Origin of the sequence: Streptomyces sp. NPDC056161 (assembly GCF_042268025.1) — a bacterium.
Classification (GTDB): Bacteria; Actinomycetota; Actinomycetes; order Streptomycetales; family Streptomycetaceae; genus Streptomyces.
Window position 1 is genome coordinate 42,911 of sequence record NZ_JBHJUV010000011.1, and the last position, 20,541, is coordinate 63,451.

A 20,541-nucleotide genomic window follows, 5' to 3' on the forward strand; every position below is an offset into this window, starting at 1 on the left:
GGATCAGCTCTCCCTCGTCCTCGGGTCGAGGAACACGTAGGCGATGTCGGCGAGCAGGTTGGCGACCAGCACCAGGACGGTGATCAGCAGGAAGATGGCCGACATCAGCGGATAGTCGGCGGCCTGGGCGGCCTTGAAGAGGACCGTGCCGATCCCGGGGTAGTTGAAGACGACCTCGGTCACGATGGAGCCGCCGACCACGAAACCGAGCGACATGGCGAACCCGGAGAGCGACGGCAGCATCGCGTTGCGGGCGGCGTAGCGGTACATCACCCGCCGCCGCGACAGGCCCTTCGCCTCGGCCAGCCGGACGTAGTCCTCGCTCAGCGTGGTCACCATCATGTTGCGCATGCCGATCAGCCAGCCGCCGACGGACGCGACGACGATGGTCAGCGCGGGCAGCACCGCGTAGTAGAGCGCGCTGGAGATGAACCCGCCGCTCAGCCCGACGGTCTCGGTCACCGCGTAACCGCCGGAGAGCGGGAACCACTTGAGGGTGATCGCGAAGACCAGCACCACGATGATGGCGAACCAGAAGTACGGGATCGAGGAGAGGAACGTGGTGACCGGCACCAGGGAGTCGAGCCAGGTGCCGCGCTTCCACCCGGCGAGCATGCCGAGCGCGGTGCCGATGACGAAGCTGAGCACGGTGCAGACGCTGATCAGGATGAGCGTCCAGTACATGCTCTGGCCCAGCACGGAACCCACCGTGGACGGGTAGTACGCGTACGAGATCCCGAAGTCCCCGGTGAACACGCTGTGCCAGTAGCTCAGGTACTGGTGCCACAGACTGGCGTCCTGCTGGCCGAAAAGCACCCGGAGCGCCTTGACGGCCGACGGGCTCAGCTTGCCGTGGAACTGGTTGATCAGGTTGTCGGCCGGGTCGCCCGGCATGATCCGCGGGATGACGAAGTTGAGGCTGATGGCCGCCCACGCGGTCAGCACGTAGAAGCAGAGTTTCCGCAGCACGGTGCGCATCGGTCAGTGCCCTCCCGGACGGCGGGCCGCGCGAACGGCTCGACGGGTCCTGTGGCGGTCCCGGTCGCCGAGGTCTGCGCCCGGTCGTCCGCCGGGCTTTCCGTCCCCTGGCGCGTTCCCGGCCGCGACAGGGTCGCCGCGGCCGATCGCTGCCGAAAGTGGCCCCATGTGCGCGTCTCCTCATCGAGCTGTGCCTGTCTGTACCAAACAGATACCACTTGCGGCCAAGCTAGAGACGAATACTTGCCCTGTCTAGATGCGCGTCAGAATTGTCGTGGCAATGTGCGGGGCATCTGTGCGTAAGGTGACCAGATGTGATCATTTGATGCCGCTGATAGATCAGAACGGTGGTAGACAGGTCGGCACTCCACCGTGTACCACATAGAACCACGTGACGTCGGACGGTGCCGATGCGGCGGCGCTGTCGCGCCCGCGCTCGGACAGGAGACACCCATGAAGATCAGCCAGGTGGTCGGGCCGTGCACCTCCGAGGTCGTCGAGGTCCCCGATCCCGTGCCACGTGCCGACCAGGTGCTGGTGGAAGTGGCCGGCAGCGGTGTGTGCACCTCGGACCTCGGGCCCTGGCTCGGGCACGACCCCGCCGCGGCACCGGTGCGGCTGGGCCACGAGATGGTGGGCCGGGTGGTCGCCGCGGGCCGGGACGCGGGCCGGTGGGCGCCGGGCGACCTGGTGACCGGGCTGGGCGGCGAGGGCTTCGCGACGCTCGCGGTGATGGACGCCGACGCGGTCCTGCCCGTCCCCGCAGGGATCGAACCCGCTCACGCGCTCGGCGAACCGGTCGCCTGCCTGGAGGAGGCGCTGTCGCGCACCACGGTGCGCGCGGGTGACCGCGTCGCGGTCGTGGGGCTCGGCTTCATGGGCCTCGGCCTCGTCCAACTCGTCCGGCGGCACGCACCGGGCCTGCTCGTCGGCGTCGACCCGCTGCCGGCCCGCCGGGAGCGGGCCCTACGGCTCGGCTGCGACCTTGCGTTCGCGCCCGACGAGGTACCGGAGGAGTTCCGCACCGCGACCGGACGGGTGGGCGAAGCCCGGTTCGACGTGGTGCTCGAAGCCACCGGCGTGACCCCGGGCCTGACGACGGCGGGCAGCCTGGTGCGGCCGTTCGGCACGCTCTGTGTGGTCGGCTACCACCACACCGGCGACGCCATGATGGACATGGAGCTGTGGTACAAGGCGGTCACCGTCGTCAACGGCTTCTGCCCCGACCGCACCCGGACGATGGCCGCCATGCGGGAGGCGCTCGGCCTCGTCGGGGAACGCCGTTTCAGCTACCAACCGCTGGTCACGCACCGCTTCGGACTCGATGAGGTCGACGCGGCGTTCACCGCGATGCACGCCGCCGGCCCCGACTTCGTCAAGGCCGTGGTGGTGCCCTGAACTCAGCCGCGGCCCCAGTGGCGGGCCCAGGCCCCGCGGCCGGGCCCCGACACCCGCGCGGCCGACCGCCGGTGCGGGGCCTCAGCCGAAGGAGCGCGCGAAGGAGGTCCGCAGCCGGTAGCGGTCGCCCGCGTACCGGATGGTGGAGAGGAACAACGGCTCCTGACCGGAGCCGAGCGCGAGCTGGTGCAGCACCAGCAGCGGGTCACCCGGCGCCAGGCCGAGATGCTCCGCCGCGTGCTCGTCGGCCTTCGTCGCCTCGATCGTGGTGTCGGCCCGCACCGGCTCCACACCGGCCCGAGCCAGCGTCGCGTAGAAGGAGCCGGTGGTGAAGTCGGCGTTCTCCACCTCGGGTACGAGGGCCAGCGGGATCCGGTTGAGGTCGAGCGCGATGGGCACGTCGTCGAGCAGGCGCACCCGCTCCAGACAGAACAGCGCGGTGCCCGGCGCCACACCGAGCCGTTCCGCCTCGTCGAAGCTCGCGGGTGTGGTCCGGGCGCGCAGTACCGTCGAGTGCGGGCGCAGCCCCATCCGGGCCGCCGTCTCGCTGAAGGACTCCAGGTTGCTCGGCCATTCCTTCTTCCGCGCGGTCCGCGCGACGTACCACCCGCGGCCGTGCGAGGCGCTCAGCTCGCCCCGTTCGACGAGATGGGTGAGCGCCTTGCGCAACGTGACGCGGCTGATGCCGAGTTGACCGCACAGCTCGCGCTCGGGAGCGAGCCGGGCGCCCGGCTTGAGGACGCCCTTCTCGATCTCGCCGTGGATGAGATTGACGGCCTGGACCCACAGAGGTTCGGAGTAATCCGGCAGAATCGCGCCCGTGACCTCGCGAAATTCTTTCATGTGTGTCAGTTGACCTCGTCGTCGTCCGCTGGGGCCGTCGCACACCGGTGGCCGCGCGCCCCGCGGGCGACCGGAACCGGGGCCCTTGCCCCGGGGCGCGGACGGCGGTGGTGGGCGTAGGCGTCAGGATAGCTTTCCCGGCGGCGCCCGGCCCACCGGTCGGCATCCGTCACCGCCCCCTTCGGTCCGGGCCCCGCAGCCGCTCCGCGGCCGTCAGCGCCTCCAGCGCGCTCGCCTGGGTGCGCCAGTCCGCCGCGTCGGGGCTCGTTCCGGACCAGCGCTGGCCGAGGCGGTTGAGCGGGTCGCGGTCCGTGGCCCAGATCGATTCGGCCTGCTTCAGGACGTACGCCCGGTAGCCGGCCGACCCGGTGGCGTCCGCCAGGTCGGCGAGGTGGCGTACGAAGATGCCCTTGAACTGCTTCTGGTTGTCGTCGCAGGAGTTGGTGCCGAGGTCGCAGGACTCGGTCAGCACACCGTCGCGGGTCAGCACGGGCGAGGAGATCGCGGCGTCGGCCAGGCGTTCGGCCGTCTCCAGGTACCGGTCCTCGCCGGTGGACCGCCACAGCTGGGTGAAGGCGCCGATGGCCAGGCCCTGGTTGTAACTCCACACGGTCTGACCGTTGTTGGCGCAGCCCGCGGTCAGACCGTCGTTGACCAGACCGGAGGGGTTGATCAGCCCGCTGCCGAGGTACCAGTCCGCCGCCGTCGCCGCGCGGGCACCCCATACGGTGTCGCCGCCGATCCGCTGGTGCAGTGCGGTGGCCAGCCACAGGTACAGGCCGCTCGTCACGGCGTTCTTGTAGGTGCGTTCCCGGTCCCACCACACACCGCCGCCGCAGGTACCGGTGTCCCAGAACCGGTGGACGTAGTCGGTGATCGTGACGGCCTCGTCCAGATAGCGCCGCTCGCCCGTGTGGTCGTACGCCGTCAGCCAGGCCACCGCCCACCAGGCCGCGTCGTCGACGGCGCGGCTGATGAAGTGGCCCTCGACCGGGTCGGAGCTGCGCGCGCCGGCGGGGAAGACACCGCGGTTCTGCTCGAAGGTACGGGCGATCACCCAGTCGTAGTCGTGCCGTCCGGTGCGCTCGGCGAAGTCGACGACCGCGGTGAGCGCGACCGCCGAGTTCCACCAACTGCTGCGCCACCAGCCCTCGTCGGTGCGGTACGAGGCCAGCAGCGCGTCCGCCGCCGCCCGCGTCCGGGTCGGCGCGGGCCTGACCCAGGCCGTGCAACTGCCCTCCTGGTGCGCGGCCTCGCGGCCGCAGGCACGGACCGCCCCGCCGTACAGCAGGCCGCGCGGATCCCGGGTGGCGAACATGACCGTACGGGCCGAGACCGCGCCGGCCGGCACGCTCGTCCGGCCGAGGGAGGAGCCCTCGGGCCAGTCGGCCCCCTCGTCCCAGGAGCGGTCGAGCCAGATCTCGTCGCCCGTGCCGCCGCCCGAGAGGACACCCCACGCCATGCCGCGCGCCTGGTCGACGTGCAGGCCGATGGTGCGTCCGAAGAGGGTGGCCGGCGGTACGGGGGTGTCGTCGCCCGCCGCGCCCGCCGGGTCGGCGCCGTCGCAGGACGCGCCGTCGCACACCGTCGGATACGCCCAGTCGGTGCAGGTGACGGCGGCCGCGTCGGCGCAGGCGCGGATCCAGCCGCGCCGGTGCCCGACCGGGTCGGTGATGTTGTACATCAGCGTACGGGTACCGGTCCGGGCGTCCGGGACGCTCGCCTTGCCGAGCAGGGGCTCCCAGGTGGCTCCCCGGTCCCAGGACCGGTCCAGCCAGACCGAGTCGCCCCGCACTCCGTCGTCGATGCTCGCCCAGGCCATGTCGTCCGGGTCGGAGACGTGCAGCCGCAGGGTCCGGCCGTTGATGTTCCGGTTCGGCACCGGGAAGGTGTCCTGCCGGGCCCGCGAGGGGTCCAGCGTGTCGCACGCCAGGGCACAGACCGGCGCCGCGGCACGGGCCGGGGCGGGCAGCGCGACGAGACCGGTCAACGCCAGGAACAGGGCCAGCAGCCCGCCGAGTACGGGACGGGTCCGCGCCGCCGCCGGGTACCGCCGGTCGGAACGGGCCGCGCGCCGGCGGGCCGATGACGTCGCCGGGCGTTCGGCGACCGCGCCGCGCGACCCGAATGCCCGGCTCACGGCGCGGCGTCGAGCAGATCGAGGGCGCTGTGCTGACGCGCCGCGTCCACCGTGTCGACCGGCCCGGCCCAGCGCAGTCCGTACTGGTCGAGGGCGTTGCGATCGCTCGTGTGGGCGCGGTCGGCCTGGCGTCGCAGATACGCGGTGTACGGATGGTCCGGCAGCGCCGCGTTCAGCTCGCCCAGACCGCGCACGTGCGCCCCCTTGAAGGACGGGCCGTCGGCGCCGCAGTCGCCGCCCTCGCACGGCTCGCGCAGGATGCCGTCGGCGGTGTGCAGGGAGGCGTCCGTGGTCGCGGCGTCCGCGATCTGCCGGGCGCGGGTGAGCAGCGCGCCGTCGCCGGTCGCCCGGTGCAGTTCGGTGAGGGCGCCGAGCAGGACGCCCTGGTTGTAGGACCAGACGGGTTGGCCGTTGTTGCGGCAGGTGGACAGGTCGATCCCGTCGTTCACCAGGTTCGAGCCGTTGATCATCCCGGTGCCCTGGAACCAGGACCAGCCGGTCCGGGCCCGGTGAAGATACGTCGTGTCGCCCGGGACGCGGTTGTGCAGCGCCGCGCTCAGCTCGATGTAGAGGGAGTTGGCGATGGCGTTCTTGTACGTCCGCGCCGTGCTCCACCACACACCGCCGCCGCAGGTGCCGTCCCAGTAGGCGGCCATGTGGTCGGCGTCGGCCCGTGCGGTGTCCAGGTAGCGGCGGTCGCCGGTCAGGTCGTAGGCGGCGATCCAGGCGAGCCCCCACCAGCCCGTGTCGTCGATGTACTCGTTGCGGAACTGCCCGTCCCGCGCGTTCACGTTCAGCTCGTACGTGCGGGAGATCGCGTACGTGTAACTGCGCAGGCCCGACACCCGGATGGTGTCGATGAGCGCGGTCAGGGCGTTGGCCGAGTTCCACCAGCCGGTGGTGTCGAACAGGCCGGTTCCGTAGTTGTAGAAGGTCATCAGCCCGGTGGCCGCCGCCTTGCGCCGGTCGCCGGCGTTCCAGGTGGTACGGGCCCACGGGGTGCATGCGATCTCGGTCCGGTTCCCGGCCTTGCCGCAGGCGCGCAGGGCGCCGACGCCGTGGTTCTTCCAGTCGTCCACGTTGTACATGAGCGTGCGCCGGTCGCGCCGGCCCGTGGGGACGGCGGTGTTGCCGAGTCTGCTGCCCGCACTCCAGGTGCGGCCGCCGTCGAAGGAGCGGTCGAGCCAGACCTCGTCGCCCGGGTAGCCGCTCGCCACGGACGCCCAGCCCATCGCGTCGGCGTCGTCGAAGTGGAGCACGATCGACCGCCCGTACAGGCTTGTCGTGACCGGGGTCCGGTCGCCGGGGGAGAGAGCGGGATCACGGGTGTCGCAGTACTTGTTGCAGATGGCGGCCGACACGGCCGGGGCGGCGGACGCCGGCTGCGGGACGAGGGCCGCGAGCAGCGCCAGGGCGAGTGCCGCGGCCGGCCGGCCGAGGGCACGCAGTACCGGAGTGCGCGGTCTTGGTACGGGAGTCATCGGGGCCTCCCTGTCAGGACATGCTGCGGGCATGGAGGAGAGAGCGCTCTCGGACGGTAGTGAGGGGCGGCCGAAGCGTCAACGGGAATGACCGTACGCGTGATGAACGTGCGTCAGGCGCACCGGACCGCTCGGCGTCTCCTGACCTCAGGCGGGAACTTCATCGACACGTCCGACAACCGCGCGTTGCGGGCGGACGGCGGCCAGGTCGGGCGGGGCGAGGAACTGCTCGGCCGCTGCCGCCCGACCACGACCACCCCGGCGCCCCGGCTCGCCGCCCCGTACGACGTGGCCCGGGAGACCGGCGCGCCCCCAACCAGGCGGTGCTCGCCCGGCAGTCGGGCGGGTCGCTGCCGGTCGTCCCCGGTCGCCGGGGCGTCCCGGTGGCCCAACTGGAGGGATCGTCGCCGCCGTGGACCCGGAGCTGACACCGGAGCAGCGGGCCCGCCCGGACGGGGCCCACCAAGTCTGTGTCCCCGTACGAGCGCGCCGCTCGGTGCGGGGATCAGCCCTTGTTGGAGCCCAGCGTGAGGCCGTTGACGAACTGGCGCTGGAGCAGGAAGTACACGACCAGCGTGGGGATCGCGGTGAGCAGGGCGCCGGCGGCGACCAGGTTGGGATCGGTGAAGTACTGGCCGGAGAGGTTGTTCAGGGCCGAGGTGATCGGCATGTTCTCCCCGGTCGAGATCAGGACGATCGCCCAGAAGAAGTCGTTGTAGATCCAGATCGACAGCAGGGTGGCGAGCGCCGCCATCGCCGGCTTGCACAGCGGCAGCGTGATCTGCCAGTACAGCCGCCACACCGAGGCGCCGTCCACGAGCGCGGCCTCGGTCAGCTCGTGCGGCAGCGAGCGCATGTAGTTGCTCAGTACGAACGCGCAGAACCCGGACTGGAACGCCACGTGGATGAGGACCAGGCCGAGCGCCGAGTCGTACAGCTTGCCGCTGACCGTGATGCCGGGCAGGTCGATCAGGAGGTACAGCCGGTACAGCGGGGTGATGATGACCTGCTGCGGCAGCAGGTTGCCCGCGGTGAAGACCAGCAGCAGCGCCAGGTTGAGCCGGAAGTCGAAACGGGCGACGTAGAAGGCGACGCAGGAGGACAGGAACAGCGTCAGCAGCACGGCCGGCACCGCGATCAGCAGCGTGTTGCCGAAGTAGTGCATCATGTCCGACTGCTGGAACGCGTTGGTGAAGTTGTCCAGGCTCAGCTTGTCCGGCCAGGACACGTAGCCCTTCTCGCTGGTCTCGCTGTACGGACGCAGGGCGGAGAAGACCGCCCAGAGCAGCGGGGCGAGCCAGGCCAGGGCGGCGCCCGCGAGGAAGACGTGCAGCAGGACGCGGGCCGGACGCACGGGCGCGCGCCGCCGGGCGGCGCCGGCCGCGAGGGTGGGGGCGCTCATGACCGCCGCTCCTTCCGGGTGGTGGCCACCAGATACGGGATGATCACGGCGAGCGAGATGACCAGCAGGACCACCGCGATCGCCGACCCGTAGCCGATGCGGCTCGACTCCCCGATGATGTTGTTGGTCACCAGGATCGACAGCAACTCGGTGCCCTGCGCGCCCTTGTTGAAGACGAAGACCAGGTCGAAGGCGCGCAGCGCCTCGATGATGGTGACGACCAGGACGATCGTGTTGGTCGGGCGCAGCGTCGGGAAGACGACGTGCCGGAACGTCTGCCATTCGCCCGCGCCGTCCAGCGCGGAGGCTTCCCGCAGCGACGGGTCGACGCCCTTCAGCCCGGCGAGGTACAGGATCATCATGTAGCCGGTGTGCCGCCAGGAGGCGGCGATCAGGACCGCCCACAGGTTCAGCTTGGGATCGCCGATCCAGTCGATGTAGTGGCCGGGCTTGTTGGCCCCGATCAGGCTGTTGATGAGGCCCGTGTCCGGGTTGTAGACGAGTTGCCAGACGAAGCCGATGCAGGCCATGGAGATGACCACCGGCAGGAAGAACGCCGTCTGGTAGACCCGGGAGAAACGGATCTTCTTGTCCAACTGGGTGGCGAGGAAGAGGCCGAGCGGCGTCGGGATGACGATGAGCACCACGAACCAGATGACGTTGTGCTCGACGGCCGGCCAGAACTGCGGGTTGTTCTCGAACAGTTCCTTGAAGTTGTCCAGCCCGACCCACTTGATCGAGCCGAAGCCGATGCCGTCCCAAGTGGTGAAGGCGAGTGCGATCGAGGCGAGGGCGGTGACCCAGACGAGGGCCACGTGCAGGACCGTGGGCACGCCGGCCATCAGGCCGAGCGTGATCCGGTCACGGCGGGTCAGCAGCCGCAGATGGCTGCGCGTGGCCCGCTTGGCGTCGGATGCGGCCCCCGGAGCCGGCGCGGCGGCCGCCTCCGGGGTCTTCGTGGTCATGTCGGTGCTCATTCGGAGGCGAAGATCGTCTTCTTCTGGCGTTCGATGGAGGACAGCACGCTGTCGACGCCCTTGGGGTTCTGGATGAACTTCTGCAGCGAGGGCTGCATCACCGTGGAGGTGAAGTCCGGGCGGCTGTCGCGGTCCATGAACTGCGTGAGGCTCTTGGCACTGCCGATCATGTCGAACGCCTTCTTCTGCAGCGCGCCGTATGAGGAGGTGTCGGCCTTGCTGGAGGCGGCGACCACGCTGGGGTCGGTCTTGAGGTAGGTCTCCTCGGCCTGAGGAGTGCCCAGGTACTCCAGCAGCTTCAGGACACCCGCGTGGTTCTTCGGGGACTTGCTGACCATGTAGCCGTCGGTCGGTGCCTCGACGGTGTCCTGGCCGAACGCGGAGTTGATCTCCGGGAAGGCGAAGAAGTCGAGGTCGTCCAGGTCGGCCTTGTTCGTGAACTGCTGCGCCACGAAGCTGCCCAGCAGATACATGCCGGACTTCTTCGCCACCAGCGACTGCGCGGCGTCCTGCCAGGTGCGGCCCATGGCGCCGTCCTGGTGGTAGGGGAGGATCTCCGTCCAGTGGTCGAAGACGGCCCGCACCTTGGCGTCGGTCCAGGACGCCTTGCCCGCCATCAGCTCGACGTGGAAGTCGTAGCCGTTGAGCCGGAAGTTGATCTGGTCGAAGGTGCCCATCGCGGGCCACGCGTCCTTGTCGCCGAACGCGATCGGGACCAGGCCGTCCTTCTGCATCTGCTTGCACAGCGCGACGAACGTGTCCCAGGTGGTGGGGATCTCGTAGCCGTGCTGCTGGAAGACGCTCTTGCGGTAGAAGACCGCCCACGGATACGACGTCATCGGCAGGAAGTAGTACTTGCCGTCCTCGCCCTTGCTGAGCTTCTGCATGGCCTCGGGGAAGTTGTCCCCGATCTTCTGCCACACGTCGTCGATCGGGGTGGCCAGCTTCTTGGCGGCGAAGAACTGCATGCGGTAGCCGGCGAACCAGTTGAACACGTCGTCAGGAGTGCCCTGAAGGTAGGAGTTGATCTGCTCCTGGAAGGTGTTGTGGTCCTTCGTGTTCACATCGACCGTCAGCCCTGACTGCTTCTTGAAGGCCGCGTAGACCTGCTCGAACGCCTTCTTCGGCACCGCGTCCGACGCGTTGGACCCCACGGTGACGGTCTTCGGGTCGGAGGACGTGCCGCTGCCGCCGCAGGCGCTCAGCAGGGGTATGCCGGCGCCGGCGAGAACGGCTGTGCCGCCGACTCCGCGCAACAGGGAGCGACGGCTGGGACCCTGGGCGGGCAGACCTGACGGGGAGTGACGCATGGCGGCTCCTGGAAGCAGGGGTTCGGCCAAGGGGAGAGTCAGCCCCGAAAGGTCTTCGAAACCGATCAGAAACCAACTCGACCGAACATCGTGGGCGTAATCACAGTCGTATGTACAGCCAGCGTCAATAGGTCGGGTGTCTCTTGCCCGAAACGTAACCGACACGAGCGGGGCCCGCGGGGGCGCGGTCCAAGGATCATGGATTGACCAGCAGTTGGCGGTCGACGGGGGCGGGCAGGCCCGGTGGGCGTGCGCGCGGTGCCCGGCGGAGCGGGCCGCGCGGTCGTACGTTCCGCGCCGCGCGGCCGGGCGGGACGGCCGCCCACGGCTCGTCGAGCCGGGCCGGGCGCTTCGGTGGCGGCACGGCGACCGCCCGCCGCGCCTGGGGCCCGGCGCGGGGCGACTCCCGCGTTCCGGACGGGTGTGCCATCCGGCGCAGATCGGTCGACTCCCTTTGTTTTGCGGTGAGTTCGGACGGACCGCTGGGCTTCGCCGTGGGACGGGGCGTCGGCGGCCATGGACCTGCCCGGCCGGTCTGCCGCACTCTCTCCGGGCCCCGACCGGGGAGGGCGCGGGTGGAGGCGTCGGCGACCACCGCGCCGGAGCCGTCCGACACCTCCGATGTCCTGCGGCCGGGTCCCGGCGTGGCGAGCCCTCGCCGGCCTGGGGGGACGGCGGCGGGAATGCTGACCGTCTTCGCCGGAGAGCGCAGGAAATGGGGCGAGTCGGCAGGTCCTGCGCGGCCGATTCTGATCGGGAATGCGGCCCATCGTGATCAGATCGTAGGGCGTGAGTGACTCGGCCCTGCGCGTCGATCCTTAGGCTGTCCCTCGGACGGGGGCCGGCGCCTTTCAGGCGTGGGTTCGTACGGCCACGCTGTCGATGGTTTGTATTTACATTCTGACCTTGTTGTGAATTGATGTCTTGACAAAGTATTGACAGCGGCCGCTCCACGGACTTGGATCCCGTCCCAGCGCACAGAAAACGACCCGGACCGTCCCGGGCGGGGATGTGGATCTTCGCGATCCGTCCCTTTCCCGGCAGCACAGTGAGGTGCAGGAAAGATGGACCGCTCTACTCGCTCCCGCTCCGGCCGACTGGCCCCCATGGTCGCCGTCGCCGCCGCGGCCGCACTGGCCCTCGCCGGCTGTTCGAGCAGCTCCGGCGGGAAGAAGGCCGAAGATGCGGGGACGAACGCCGCCGCGGGCAAGGCCACGACTCCCCGGATGACGGTCGCCCTGGTGACCCACCAGGCCCCGGGCGACACCTTCTGGGACATCGTGCGCAAGGGCGCCGAGGCAGCGGCCGCCAAGGACAACATCAAACTGGTGTACTCCGCCGATCCGAATGCCGGGAATCAGGCCAACCTGGTCCAGAACGCCATTGACCAGAAGGTTGACGGCATTGCCGTCACCCTCGCCAAGCCCGACGCGATGAAGGCCGTCCTCGGCAAGGCGAAGACCGCGGACATTCCCGTCGTCGGCCTCAATTCCGGCCTGAACGACTGGAAGAACCTGGGCCTTCTGGAATTCTTCGGCCAGGACGAGAACGTGGCCGGTGAAGCGCTCGGCAAGCGGCTGAACGAAGAGGGCGCCAAGAAGGCCGTATGCGTGATCCACGAGCAGGGGAATGTCGGCCTCACCCAGCGCTGCGACGGTGTGAAGAAGACGTTCTCCGGCACCACGGAGACGCTCTACGTGAACGGCACCGACATGCCGTCCGTGAAGTCGACGATCACCGCCAAGCTCAAGACGGACAGCGCCATCGACTACGTCGTCGCCCTCGGCGCCCCCTATGCCCTGACCGCGGTCCAGTCGGTCTCGGACGCGGGCAGCAAGGCGAAGATCGCCACCTTCGACCTGAACAAGGACCTGACCACGGCGGTCTCCAAGGGCACGATCCAGTTCGCGGTGGACCAGCAGCCGTATCTCCAGGGCTACCTCGCCGTCGACGCCCTGTGGCTGTACAAGAACAACGGCAACTACAGCGGCGGCGGGGAGCAGCCCGTGCTGACCGGGCCGGCCTTCGTCGACAAGTCCAACGTCGACAGCGTCGCCGAGTTCGCCGCGAAGGGCACCCGGTGATGAGCATGGCCCAACAGGCTGAACCGGCGGTGGGCACACCACCGGCCCCCGGCCCCGGCGGGCGGGACGGCCGTACCGCCGAACGCCCCCTGGCGCTGCGGATCCTGGCCCGCCCCGAGGTCGGTGTCTTCCTCGGGGCGGTGGCCGTCCTCGTCTTCTTCCTGGTCGCCGCGCCCGCGGTCCGCCAGGGCGGATCGATGGCCACCGTGCTCTACCAGTCCTCGACCATCGGCATCATGGCCCTGCCCGTGGCCCTGCTGATGATCGGCGGCGAGTTCGACCTCTCCTCCGGCGTCGCCGTGGTCTCCTCGGCCCTGACCGCGAGCATGCTCAGCTACCAGCTGACGCTGAACGTCTGGGCGGGCGTGATCGTCGCCTTGGTCGTCTCCCTCGGGATCGGCGCGTTCAACGGCTGGATGGTGGTCAGGACCGGACTGCCCAGTTTCCTGGTCACCCTGGGCACCTTCCTGATCCTGCAAGGCGTCAACCTCGCGGTGACCAAACTGGTCACCGGCAACGTGGCCACCGACGACATCAGCGACATGGACGGCTTCGACCAGGCGAGGAAGGTCTTCGCTTCCTCCTTCGACATCGGCGGCGTCCAGGTGAAGATCACCGTGGTGTGGTGGCTGGCCTTCGCCGCCCTGGCCACCTGGGCGCTGCTGCGCACCAAGTACGGCAACTGGATCTTCGCCGTGGGCGGCAACAAGGACAGCGCCCGCGCGGTCGGTGTCCCGGTGGACTTCACCAAGATCACGCTGTTCATGGCCGTGGGCTTCGGCGCCTGGTTCGTCGGCATGCACCAACTGTTCTCCTTCAACACCGTGCAGTCCGGCGAGGGCGTCGGCCAGGAGCTGATCTTCATCGCCGCGGCGGTGATCGGCGGCTGCCTGCTCACCGGCGGTTACGGCTCCGCGATCGGCCCGGTCTTCGGCGCCTTCATGTTCGGCATGGTGAACCAGGGCATCGTCTACGCCGGCTGGAACCCCGACTGGTTCAAGGCATTCCTCGGTGTGATGCTGCTCGGCGCCGTCCTCATCAATCTGTGGGTCCAGCGCACGGCGACCCGGAGGTGACCCGATGACAAGCAACACGACCGGAACCCATGGCGCCGTCCTCCAGGACACCGCGCCGGCCGAGCACGGGCCGCTCGTCGAACTCCGCGCGGCGGGCAAGTCCTACGGGAACGTCCGCGCCCTGCACGGGGTCGACCTCCAGGTGTTCGCGAACCGGGTGACCTGTGTGCTCGGCGACAACGGCGCCGGCAAGTCCACCCTGATCAAGATCATCTCGGGGCTGCACCAGCACACCGAGGGCGACTTCCTGGTGGACGGCGCGCCGGTGCGCTTCAGCACCCCGCGCGAGGCCCTGGACAAGGGCATCGCCGCCGTCTACCAGGACCTGGCGACCGTCCCGCTGATGCCGGTGTGGCGCAACTTCTTCCTCGGCTCCGAGCTGACCAAGGGGCCCTGGCCCGTCCGCCGCCTGGACATCGCCCGCATGAAGGCGACCGCCGACCGGGAACTGCGCAACATGGGTATCGTCCTGGACGACCTGGAGCAGCCCATCGGCACCCTCTCCGGCGGCCAGCGCCAGTGTGTCGCCATCGCCCGCGCCGTCCACTTCGGCGCCCGCGTGCTGATCCTGGACGAGCCGACCGCCGCCCTCGGCGTGAAGCAGTCCGGCGTCGTCCTGAAGTACATCGCGGCCGCCCGGGACCGCGGCCTCGGCGTCATCTTCATCACCCACAACCCGCACCACGCCTACCTGGTCGGCGACCACTTCAGCGTGCTGCGCCTCGGCACCCTCGAACTGAGCGCCGAGCGCTCCGGGATCACCCTGGAGGAGCTGACCAACCACATGGCGGGCGGTGCGGAACTCACCGCGCTCAAGCACGAGTTGGCCCAGGTACGCGGCGTGGACGTGGCGGAGCTGCCCGAGGCGGACGACCGCACCACACCGGACGCGAGGCCGGCCGACGAGACCTCCTGACCACGGCGGACCGTGCCGGCCGTACCCACCGGGCACGGCCGGCACCGTCGCGCCCGGTGGGCTTGGCCGGTGGCTCACGGGGCGTCCGGTTCACATGCGTCGCCCGGGAACCCGCGAGGCGGTGAACACGTCAGAGAGGCGAAGAGTGCACCCGCCGGCCACGGGGAGGACCGGATGACCCACACGGCACCACAGGAGCAGCCCTCGGACAGGGCGGCCGAGGCCGCCCTGCGCCGCGCCCGGTTCGGCACCCTGCCGGAGCGGGTCCACCCGCGGGAGACGGTGGAGATGGCGCAGGCCACGCCCCGGGACCCGGCCCGCGACGCCTACCATCCCGACGACTGGCTGGTCCGCTACTGCCTGTGACCCGCACCCCGGACCCGTGGGTGACCGTGCCTCTTCGGTCGCCCACGGCGCCGGGCCTCGCCGTGCCGCCGGACCGCCGGGGTCAGACCGAGCGGATCTCCTCGATCGTCACCGGCCGGTGCTCGTGCAGCGACAGGGTGCAGGCATCCGCGATCCAGCCTGCCTCCAGGGCGTCCTCGATCGTGCACGGGGAGGGCCGGGTGCCGGCCACGACCTCCGTGAACGCGGTCAGTTCGGCGCGGTAGGCGGCGGCGAAGCGGTCCATGAAGAAGTCGTGCGGAGTACCGGCCGGGAAGGTCACCCCCGGCTCGACGGAGCGCAGCGGAAGCTTGTCCTCCAGGCCGACGGCGATGGAGTCCCGGAAACCGTGCAGTTCCATGCGGACGTCGTAACCGCGGGCGTTGTGGCGGCTGTTGGAGACGACCGCGATGGTGCCGTCGTCCAGCGTCAGGATCGCGCCGGTGGTGTCGGCGTCGCCCGCCTCCTTGATGTAGTCGGCGCCCCGGTTGCCGCCCACCGCGTACACCTCGGTCACCTCGCGGCCGGTCACCCAGCGGATGATGTCGAAGTCGTGCACGCTGCAGTCACGGAAGATGCCGCCGGAGGCGGCGATGTACGCGGCCGGCGGCGGGGCCGGGTCCAGCGTCGTCGAGCGGACGGTGTGGAGCTTGCCCAGCTCACCGGCCTGTACCGCGGCCCGCGCGGCGACGAAACCGGCGTCGAAGCGGCGGTTGTAGCCGATCTGGACGGGTACGTCGCTGCCCGCGACGGACCTGAGCACCGCCACGCCCTCCGCCATGGTGCGGGCGACGGGCTTCTCGCAGAAGACGGGGACGCCGGCCTCGACGCCGGCCCGGATCAGGTCCGGGTGGGCGTCGGTCGCGGCTGCCACGACGAGGCCGTCCACGCCGGCGGCCAGTACGGCCTCGGGCGAGTCCGCGACCTCGGCCCCGAACCGCTCCGCGGCGGTCTTGGCCGCGTCGGCGAACGGGTCGGCGACGACGAGGGACTCGACCGCGTCCAGTCCGGACAGGGTCTCGGCGTGGAAGGCGCCGATGCGGCCGAGGCCGAGGATTCCGATGCGCATGGTCGTGCAACTCCTTGGTGCTGTGCAGGGTGGTGCGATGTGCTGTGCAGGGTGGTGCGATGGGGCTGGGGGTGGTGCGGTGTGGTCTGGGCGGTGGTGTCGAGGACGGGGGCGGACGGTGGTGCGGAGGGTTGTGCTCGGGAGGGCGCCTGTGGGGCTAGTCGGCCGCGCCGAGGACGTTCTGGTCCCAGTCGATCACCGAACCGGTGACCACCCCGGAACGCTCGGACAGCAGGAACACCACGAAGTCGGCGATCTCGTCGGGCTGGCCGAGCTTGCCCATCGGCAGCCGGGCCGCGCCCTGCTCACGCCAGTCGTCCCCGGCGCCGTGGAAGGCGCGCTGCGTCGCGTCCTCGCCCTCCGTGTCCGTCCAGCCGATGTTCAGGCCGTTGATCCGGATCCGGTCCCAGCGGTGGGCGTGCGCCGCGTTGCGGGTGAGGCCGACCAGCCCGGACTTGGCGGCGACGTAGGGCGCGAGGAACGGCTGCCCGCCGTGCGCCGCGGAGGTGATGACGTTGACGATCGTGCCGGGCGCCTCACGTGCCACCATGTCGGCGACCGCCGCCTGCATGGCGAAGAACGGCGCCCTGAGATTGATCGCGACGTGCGCGTCGAACAACTCGGGAGTGGTGTCCAGCAGGGTGCCGCGCGCGGTGAGTCCCGCCGAGTTCACCAGGCAGTCGATCCGGCCGTGGGCGGCGGTCACCTCCGCAACGGCAGCCTTGGCCTGTCCGGCGTCGGCGAGGTCGGCGCGCAGATACCGCGCCCTGCCGCCGTCCCCCGACAGTTCGGCCACCAGCGCCTCGCCCGGCTCGGGGCGCCGCCCGGTCACGGTGACGGTCGCGCCCTCGCGGACCGCGGCCCGCGCGATCGAGGCGCCCAGGCCCTGGCTGCCGCCGTTGACGAGGACGACCTTGTCGTCGAGAAGTCCCATGGATCGCTGTCCTTTCAGCCGGCGCGACGCTCGGCGCCGGCCCGCAGTTCGTCCCGCAGCGCCCGCGGGGTCCACTCCTCGTGGACCGCCCGCCGTACGACGTCCGCCTGGCTGGGCGGCGCCAGGCCGTCGAGCGGTGGATCGTTGTCCAGGTCGGTGGGGAACGGATAGCCGTCGGCGCTCGCGGCGATCACACGCTCCAGCCACTCCTCGCCCGCGCCCGCCGCGCGGCGCTCCAGCAGCACCGGGAAGACCGCGTTCACCACGGCCTGCCGGTCCACCGTCTCCATCGCCCGCCCGAACGCCGAGGACACCTGGAGGAGGTTGGCCATCCGGCGGATGTCCGCCGAGCGGTTCGAACCGGCGGCGTGGAAGACCGCCGGGTTGAAGAAGACCGCGTCGCCCTTGGCGAGCGGCAACTGGACGTGGTGCTCCTCGAAGTACGCCCGGAACTCCGGCAGCCGCCAGGCCAGGTAACCGGGCTCGTACTGCTGCGAGTACGGCAGATAGAGCGTCGGCCCCGACTCGGCCGGCATGTCGCGGTGGGCGACCGCGCCCTGGAGGGTGAGCACGGGGGAGAGGCGGTGCACATGCGCCGGGTAGGCCGCGGCGGCCTCGTCGCTGAGGAAGCCGAGGTGGTAGTCGCGGTGCGGGGACTGGGCCGCCCCGCCCGGGTTGACCACGTTGATCTGCGAGGTCACCTGGTAGCCGGGGCCGAGCCAGGCGGTCGAGGCCAGGGCCAGGATGTCGTTGGCGTAGTAGTCGGCGAACGTCTCCGGGTCGTACAGGGCCGCCTTCTCCAGCGCGTTCCACACCCGGTCGTTCGCGCCGGGCCGGGCGAAGTGGTCGCCGGCCGCCAGCCCTTCGGCCCGCTGCTCCGCGATCAGCGCGTCGAACACCTCGGTCGCCCGGTCGACGACCGAGTGGTCCGGGAAGGCACGCCGGAAGACCACGACACCGGGACCGTCGGACAGCGCGCGGACCAGTTCCGCCGCGACCGCGCGCCGGTCGCCGGCCTCCCGCAGCCGGGCGCTGTCGTAGACGAGGACGTTCCGCTCGACGGACGAGGCGTACGGATAGCCGGCGAGCGGCGTGGAGCGGTCGACCAGGGCCCGGAAGGCGTCGAGATCGCAGTCCGGGCCGGACAGCCAGGCACGGCCCTGCGCGGTGGCGAAAGACATCGGTGTCCTTCTTTCGGTCACGGGAGTGACGTGCGTGCGGTCGGGGAAGGGGCGTGCCGTCGGTCAGGGGGGTGCGTTCGGGCACGGGGGTGGCGCGATGCCATTCTTGTCAGTACAAACCCATCGAACAACCAGCAGCAACCCATCAAAAACCCCTCAAGGAACTCAGGAGTCCGTTTCCCGTGGGCCATCCCTTCCCCATCCGTGAGATCGCACGTCAGGCAGGTCTGAGCGAGGCCACCGTGGACCGCGTGCTGAACGGCAGGGGCGGGGTGCGGGACAACACCGCGCAGGAGGTGCGCCGGGCCATCGCCGACCTCGACCGGCAGCGCACCCAGGTGCGGCTCGTCGGGCGGACCTTCATGGTCGACATCGTGATGCAGGCACCCGAGCGGTTCACCACCGCCGTGCGCGCCGCCCTGGAGGCCGAGCTGCCCGCGCTGCATCCGGCCGTGCTGCGCTCCCGCTTCCACTTCCGGGAGACAGGCCCGGCCGCCGAGCAGGTCGAGACGCTGGACCGGATAGCGCGGCGCGGCTCGCAGGGCGTGATCCTGAAGGCGCCCGACGTCCCCGAGGTGACCGCGGCCGTCGGCCGGCTGACCGCCGCGGGCATTCCGGTGGTCACGCTGGTGACCGACCTGCCCGCCAGCGGCCGGCTCGGCTACGTGGGCATCGACAACCGGGCGGCCGGCGCCACGGCCGCCTATCTCACCGGCCAGTGGCTCGGCGACCGTCCCGGCAATGTGCTGACCAGCCTGAGCAGCGGCTTCTTCCGCAACGAGGAGGAGCGCGAGATGGGTTTCCGCGCCACCATGCGGGCCCTGCACCCGGAGCGCACGCTCGTCGAGATCGCCGAGGGCCAGGGCCTGGACGCCACGCAGTACGACCTCGTGCGGGCCGCTCTGGCACGCGACCCGGCGATCCGCGCGGTCTACTCGATCGGCGGCGGCAACATCGCCACCCTGCGGGCCTTCGCGGACCTGGGCCGGGAGTGCGCCGTCTTCGTGGCGCACGACCTCGACCACGACAACACCCGCCTGCTGCGCGAGCACCGGCTGTCCGCGGTGCTCCACCACGATCTCCGGCACGACCTGCGGGAAGCCTGTCACCTGGTGATGCGCGCGCACGGCGCACTGCCGCCCGCGGGGCCCACCCTGCCGTCGGCGATCCAGGTGGTCACCCCGTACAACCTGCCTACGACGCCGGCAGGTTGACCCAGGACCCCGTCGCCGCGGACCGTTCCATCGCGTCCAGCGCGGCGGCGCTGCGCACCGCGTCCCTGAGGGTGGTGCCGTACGGGGTGCCCTCGGCGATCGAACGCAGGAACCGGGACGCCTCGACCACCTTGAGGTCGTCGTACCCCATGGCGTTGGCCGCCCCCGGCTGGAAGGCGCCGAACTCGCCCTGGCCGGGGCCGACGTACACCGTACTGACCGGTTGGTCCTGATATGTCGTTCCCTGGCTGATCGCCAGCTCGTTCATCCGGCGGAAGTCCCAGAACACCGCGCCCTCGGTGCCGTGCACCTCGAAGCCGTAGTTGTTCTGCTCGCCGACCGAGACCCGGCATGCCTCCAGGACGCCGCGGGCGCCGGAGGCGAAGCGCAGCAGACAGCTGACGTAGTCCTCGTTCTCCACCGGGCCCGGTGCCCCGCCGGAGGCGAGCGCATGCCCCGCGGTGGCTCCCGTGGGACGGGCCCGCTCCGGGATGAAGACCGCGGTGTCGGCGGTCAGCGACGCGATGTCGCCGAGCAGGAAGCGGGCCAGGTCGACGCCGTGCGAGGCGAGGTCGCCGAGGACCCCGCTACCGCCGCGCGCACGCTCGTAGCGCCAGGTCAGGGCACCGTCCGGGTGGGCCGCGTAGTCGCTGAACAGGCGGATGCGGACATGGGTGACCGTGCCGATCCCGCCCGCGGCGATCAGGTCACGGGCGCTCTCCACGGCCGGCGCGTTGCGGTAGTTGAAGCCGACCGAGCCCTGCACCCCGGCCGCCGCGACGGCGTCGGCCACCGCCCGCGCGTCCTCGGCGGTCAGGCCCACCGGCTTCTCGATCCAGAGGTGCTTGCCCGCCTCGGCCATCGCCACGCCGATCTCCCGGTGCAGGAAGTTCGGCGCGGTGACGCTGACCGCCCGCACCCGGGGGTCCGCCGCCACCTCGCGCCAGTCGCGGGCCGCCGAGGCGAACCCGAACTGCGCCGCGGCCTCCTCGGCGCGGCCCGGCACCTCGTCGGCGACCGTGATCAACCGGGGCCGCAGGGCGAGCCGCGGATAGTGGTGCGGCAGACGGGCGTACGCCTGGGTGTGCACCCGGCCCATCCAGCCGAACCCGACGACGGCGACCCCGAGCGCATCCATCATGACAGCCCCTCTT

At 70.7% G+C, this 20,541-nt stretch carries 17 protein-coding genes; 6 read left to right on the plus strand and 11 right to left on the minus strand.

The annotated features are described in order from the left end of the window. Positions 1 to 3: 3 nt before the first annotated feature. Positions 4 to 978: an ABC transporter permease gene (locus ACFC09_RS12580; RefSeq protein ID WP_376526431.1), complete on the minus strand. Its 975-nt coding sequence runs from the start codon at positions 976 to 978 to the stop codon at positions 4 to 6. Positions 979 to 1,431: 453 nt separating this feature from the next. Between ACFC09_RS12580 and ACFC09_RS12585 the strand changes: the two genes are divergently transcribed. Then, complete coding sequence (locus tag ACFC09_RS12585; protein WP_376526434.1) at positions 1,432 to 2,376, plus strand: zinc-binding dehydrogenase; 945 nt, start codon at positions 1,432 to 1,434, stop codon at positions 2,374 to 2,376. 81 nt (positions 2,377 to 2,457) lie between these two features. On the opposite strand, the gene ACFC09_RS12590 is transcribed toward ACFC09_RS12585, so the two are convergent. The 6 genes from ACFC09_RS12590 to ACFC09_RS12615 form a co-directional block, all read right to left on the minus strand. After that, a complete protein-coding gene (locus ACFC09_RS12590; protein ID WP_376526437.1) occupies positions 2,458 to 3,219 on the minus strand; it encodes a GntR family transcriptional regulator in 762 nt (253 codons plus the stop codon). Between the two features lie 169 nt (positions 3,220 to 3,388). Then, on the minus strand, positions 3,389 to 5,041 hold the full coding sequence (locus ACFC09_RS12595; RefSeq protein WP_376526789.1) for a glycoside hydrolase family 76 protein: 1,653 nt from the start codon (positions 5,039 to 5,041) through the stop codon (positions 3,389 to 3,391). 314 nt (positions 5,042 to 5,355) lie between these two features. Beyond that, a complete protein-coding gene (locus tag ACFC09_RS12600) occupies positions 5,356 to 6,840 on the minus strand; it encodes a glycoside hydrolase family 76 protein (RefSeq protein ID WP_376526440.1) in 1,485 nt (494 codons plus the stop codon). 505 nt (positions 6,841 to 7,345) lie between these two features. Beyond that, entirely contained in the window at positions 7,346 to 8,242 is an 897-nt protein-coding gene (locus ACFC09_RS12605) for a carbohydrate ABC transporter permease (RefSeq protein ID WP_376526443.1), read from the minus strand. Further along, entirely contained in the window at positions 8,239 to 9,219 is a 981-nt protein-coding gene (locus tag ACFC09_RS12610) for a carbohydrate ABC transporter permease (RefSeq protein WP_376526446.1), read from the minus strand. Before ACFC09_RS12610 ends, ACFC09_RS12605 begins: the two co-directional genes overlap by 4 nt. Beyond that, entirely contained in the window at positions 9,216 to 10,529 is a 1,314-nt protein-coding gene (locus ACFC09_RS12615) for an ABC transporter substrate-binding protein (RefSeq protein WP_376526449.1), read from the minus strand. Before ACFC09_RS12615 ends, ACFC09_RS12610 begins: the two co-directional genes overlap by 4 nt. A 1,064-nt stretch (positions 10,530 to 11,593) precedes the next feature. Between ACFC09_RS12615 and ACFC09_RS12620 the strand changes: the two genes are divergently transcribed. The 4 genes from ACFC09_RS12620 (at position 11,594) to ACFC09_RS12635 (ending at position 14,971) form a co-directional block, all read left to right on the plus strand. Continuing rightward, positions 11,594 to 12,613 carry a sugar ABC transporter substrate-binding protein gene (locus tag ACFC09_RS12620; protein ID WP_376526452.1) on the plus strand — a complete coding sequence of 340 codons (1,020 nt, stop codon included), beginning with the start codon at positions 11,594 to 11,596 and terminating at the stop codon, positions 12,611 to 12,613. After that, positions 12,613 to 13,689, plus strand: a complete 1,077-nt coding sequence (locus ACFC09_RS12625; protein ID WP_376526455.1) for an ABC transporter permease — start codon at positions 12,613 to 12,615, stop codon at positions 13,687 to 13,689. The genes ACFC09_RS12620 and ACFC09_RS12625 overlap by 1 nt, the downstream gene beginning before the upstream one ends. A 4-nt stretch (positions 13,690 to 13,693) precedes the next feature. Next, on the plus strand, positions 13,694 to 14,605 hold the full coding sequence (locus tag ACFC09_RS12630; RefSeq protein ID WP_376526458.1) for an ATP-binding cassette domain-containing protein: 912 nt from the start codon (positions 13,694 to 13,696) through the stop codon (positions 14,603 to 14,605). Positions 14,606 to 14,779: 174 nt separating this feature from the next. After that, positions 14,780 to 14,971 carry a hypothetical protein gene (locus ACFC09_RS12635; protein ID WP_376526461.1) on the plus strand — a complete coding sequence of 64 codons (192 nt, stop codon included), beginning with the start codon at positions 14,780 to 14,782 and terminating at the stop codon, positions 14,969 to 14,971. 82 nt (positions 14,972 to 15,053) lie between these two features. Here ACFC09_RS12635 and ACFC09_RS12640 read toward each other — a convergent pair whose 3' ends face one another. From ACFC09_RS12640 to ACFC09_RS12650, 3 genes are all read right to left on the minus strand, one after another. Next, on the minus strand, positions 15,054 to 16,058 hold the full coding sequence (locus ACFC09_RS12640) for a Gfo/Idh/MocA family oxidoreductase (protein WP_376526464.1): 1,005 nt from the start codon (positions 16,056 to 16,058) through the stop codon (positions 15,054 to 15,056). A gap of 157 nt (positions 16,059 to 16,215) precedes the next feature. Then, positions 16,216 to 16,992, minus strand: a complete 777-nt coding sequence (locus ACFC09_RS12645; RefSeq protein ID WP_376526467.1) for an SDR family oxidoreductase — start codon at positions 16,990 to 16,992, stop codon at positions 16,216 to 16,218. Positions 16,993 to 17,006: 14 nt separating this feature from the next. Beyond that, complete coding sequence (locus ACFC09_RS12650) at positions 17,007 to 18,173, minus strand: phytanoyl-CoA dioxygenase family protein (protein WP_376526470.1); 1,167 nt, start codon at positions 18,171 to 18,173, stop codon at positions 17,007 to 17,009. Positions 18,174 to 18,355: 182 nt separating this feature from the next. Here ACFC09_RS12650 and ACFC09_RS12655 point away from each other — a divergent pair, with 182 nt between their 5' ends. Next, a complete protein-coding gene (locus tag ACFC09_RS12655; protein WP_376526473.1) occupies positions 18,356 to 19,387 on the plus strand; it encodes a LacI family DNA-binding transcriptional regulator in 1,032 nt (343 codons plus the stop codon). On the opposite strand, the gene ACFC09_RS12660 is transcribed toward ACFC09_RS12655, so the two are convergent. Beyond that, positions 19,368 to 20,528 (minus strand): Gfo/Idh/MocA family protein, encoded by a 1,161-nt coding sequence (locus ACFC09_RS12660; protein WP_376526475.1) that lies wholly within the window; start codon positions 20,526 to 20,528, stop codon positions 19,368 to 19,370. The genes ACFC09_RS12655 and ACFC09_RS12660 overlap by 20 nt on opposite strands. Positions 20,529 to 20,541: the final 13 nt, after the last annotated feature.

Coding starts and splice junctions, on each gene's coding strand:
- ACFC09_RS12580 (WP_376526431.1), bottom strand. CDS start 978: ATGCGCACCGTGCTGCGGAAACTCTGCTTCTACGTGCTGACCGCGTGG.
- ACFC09_RS12585 (WP_376526434.1), top strand. CDS start 1,432: ATGAAGATCAGCCAGGTGGTCGGGCCGTGCACCTCCGAGGTCGTCGAG.
- ACFC09_RS12590 (WP_376526437.1), bottom strand. CDS start 3,219: ATGAAAGAATTTCGCGAGGTCACGGGCGCGATTCTGCCGGATTACTCC.
- ACFC09_RS12595 (WP_376526789.1), bottom strand. CDS start 5,041: ATGGCCTGGGCGAGCATCGACGACGGAGTGCGGGGCGACTCGGTCTGG.
- ACFC09_RS12600 (WP_376526440.1), bottom strand. CDS start 6,840: ATGACTCCCGTACCAAGACCGCGCACTCCGGTACTGCGTGCCCTCGGC.
- ACFC09_RS12605 (WP_376526443.1), bottom strand. CDS start 8,242: ATGAGCGCCCCCACCCTCGCGGCCGGCGCCGCCCGGCGGCGCGCGCCC.
- ACFC09_RS12610 (WP_376526446.1), bottom strand. CDS start 9,219: ATGAGCACCGACATGACCACGAAGACCCCGGAGGCGGCCGCCGCGCCG.
- ACFC09_RS12615 (WP_376526449.1), bottom strand. CDS start 10,529: ATGCGTCACTCCCCGTCAGGTCTGCCCGCCCAGGGTCCCAGCCGTCGC.
- ACFC09_RS12620 (WP_376526452.1), top strand. CDS start 11,594: ATGGACCGCTCTACTCGCTCCCGCTCCGGCCGACTGGCCCCCATGGTC.
- ACFC09_RS12625 (WP_376526455.1), top strand. CDS start 12,613: ATGAGCATGGCCCAACAGGCTGAACCGGCGGTGGGCACACCACCGGCC.
- ACFC09_RS12630 (WP_376526458.1), top strand. CDS start 13,694: ATGACAAGCAACACGACCGGAACCCATGGCGCCGTCCTCCAGGACACC.
- ACFC09_RS12635 (WP_376526461.1), top strand. CDS start 14,780: ATGACCCACACGGCACCACAGGAGCAGCCCTCGGACAGGGCGGCCGAG.
- ACFC09_RS12640 (WP_376526464.1), bottom strand. CDS start 16,058: ATGCGCATCGGAATCCTCGGCCTCGGCCGCATCGGCGCCTTCCACGCC.
- ACFC09_RS12645 (WP_376526467.1), bottom strand. CDS start 16,992: ATGGGACTTCTCGACGACAAGGTCGTCCTCGTCAACGGCGGCAGCCAG.
- ACFC09_RS12650 (WP_376526470.1), bottom strand. CDS start 18,173: ATGTCTTTCGCCACCGCGCAGGGCCGTGCCTGGCTGTCCGGCCCGGAC.
- ACFC09_RS12660 (WP_376526475.1), bottom strand. CDS start 20,528: ATGATGGATGCGCTCGGGGTCGCCGTCGTCGGGTTCGGCTGGATGGGC.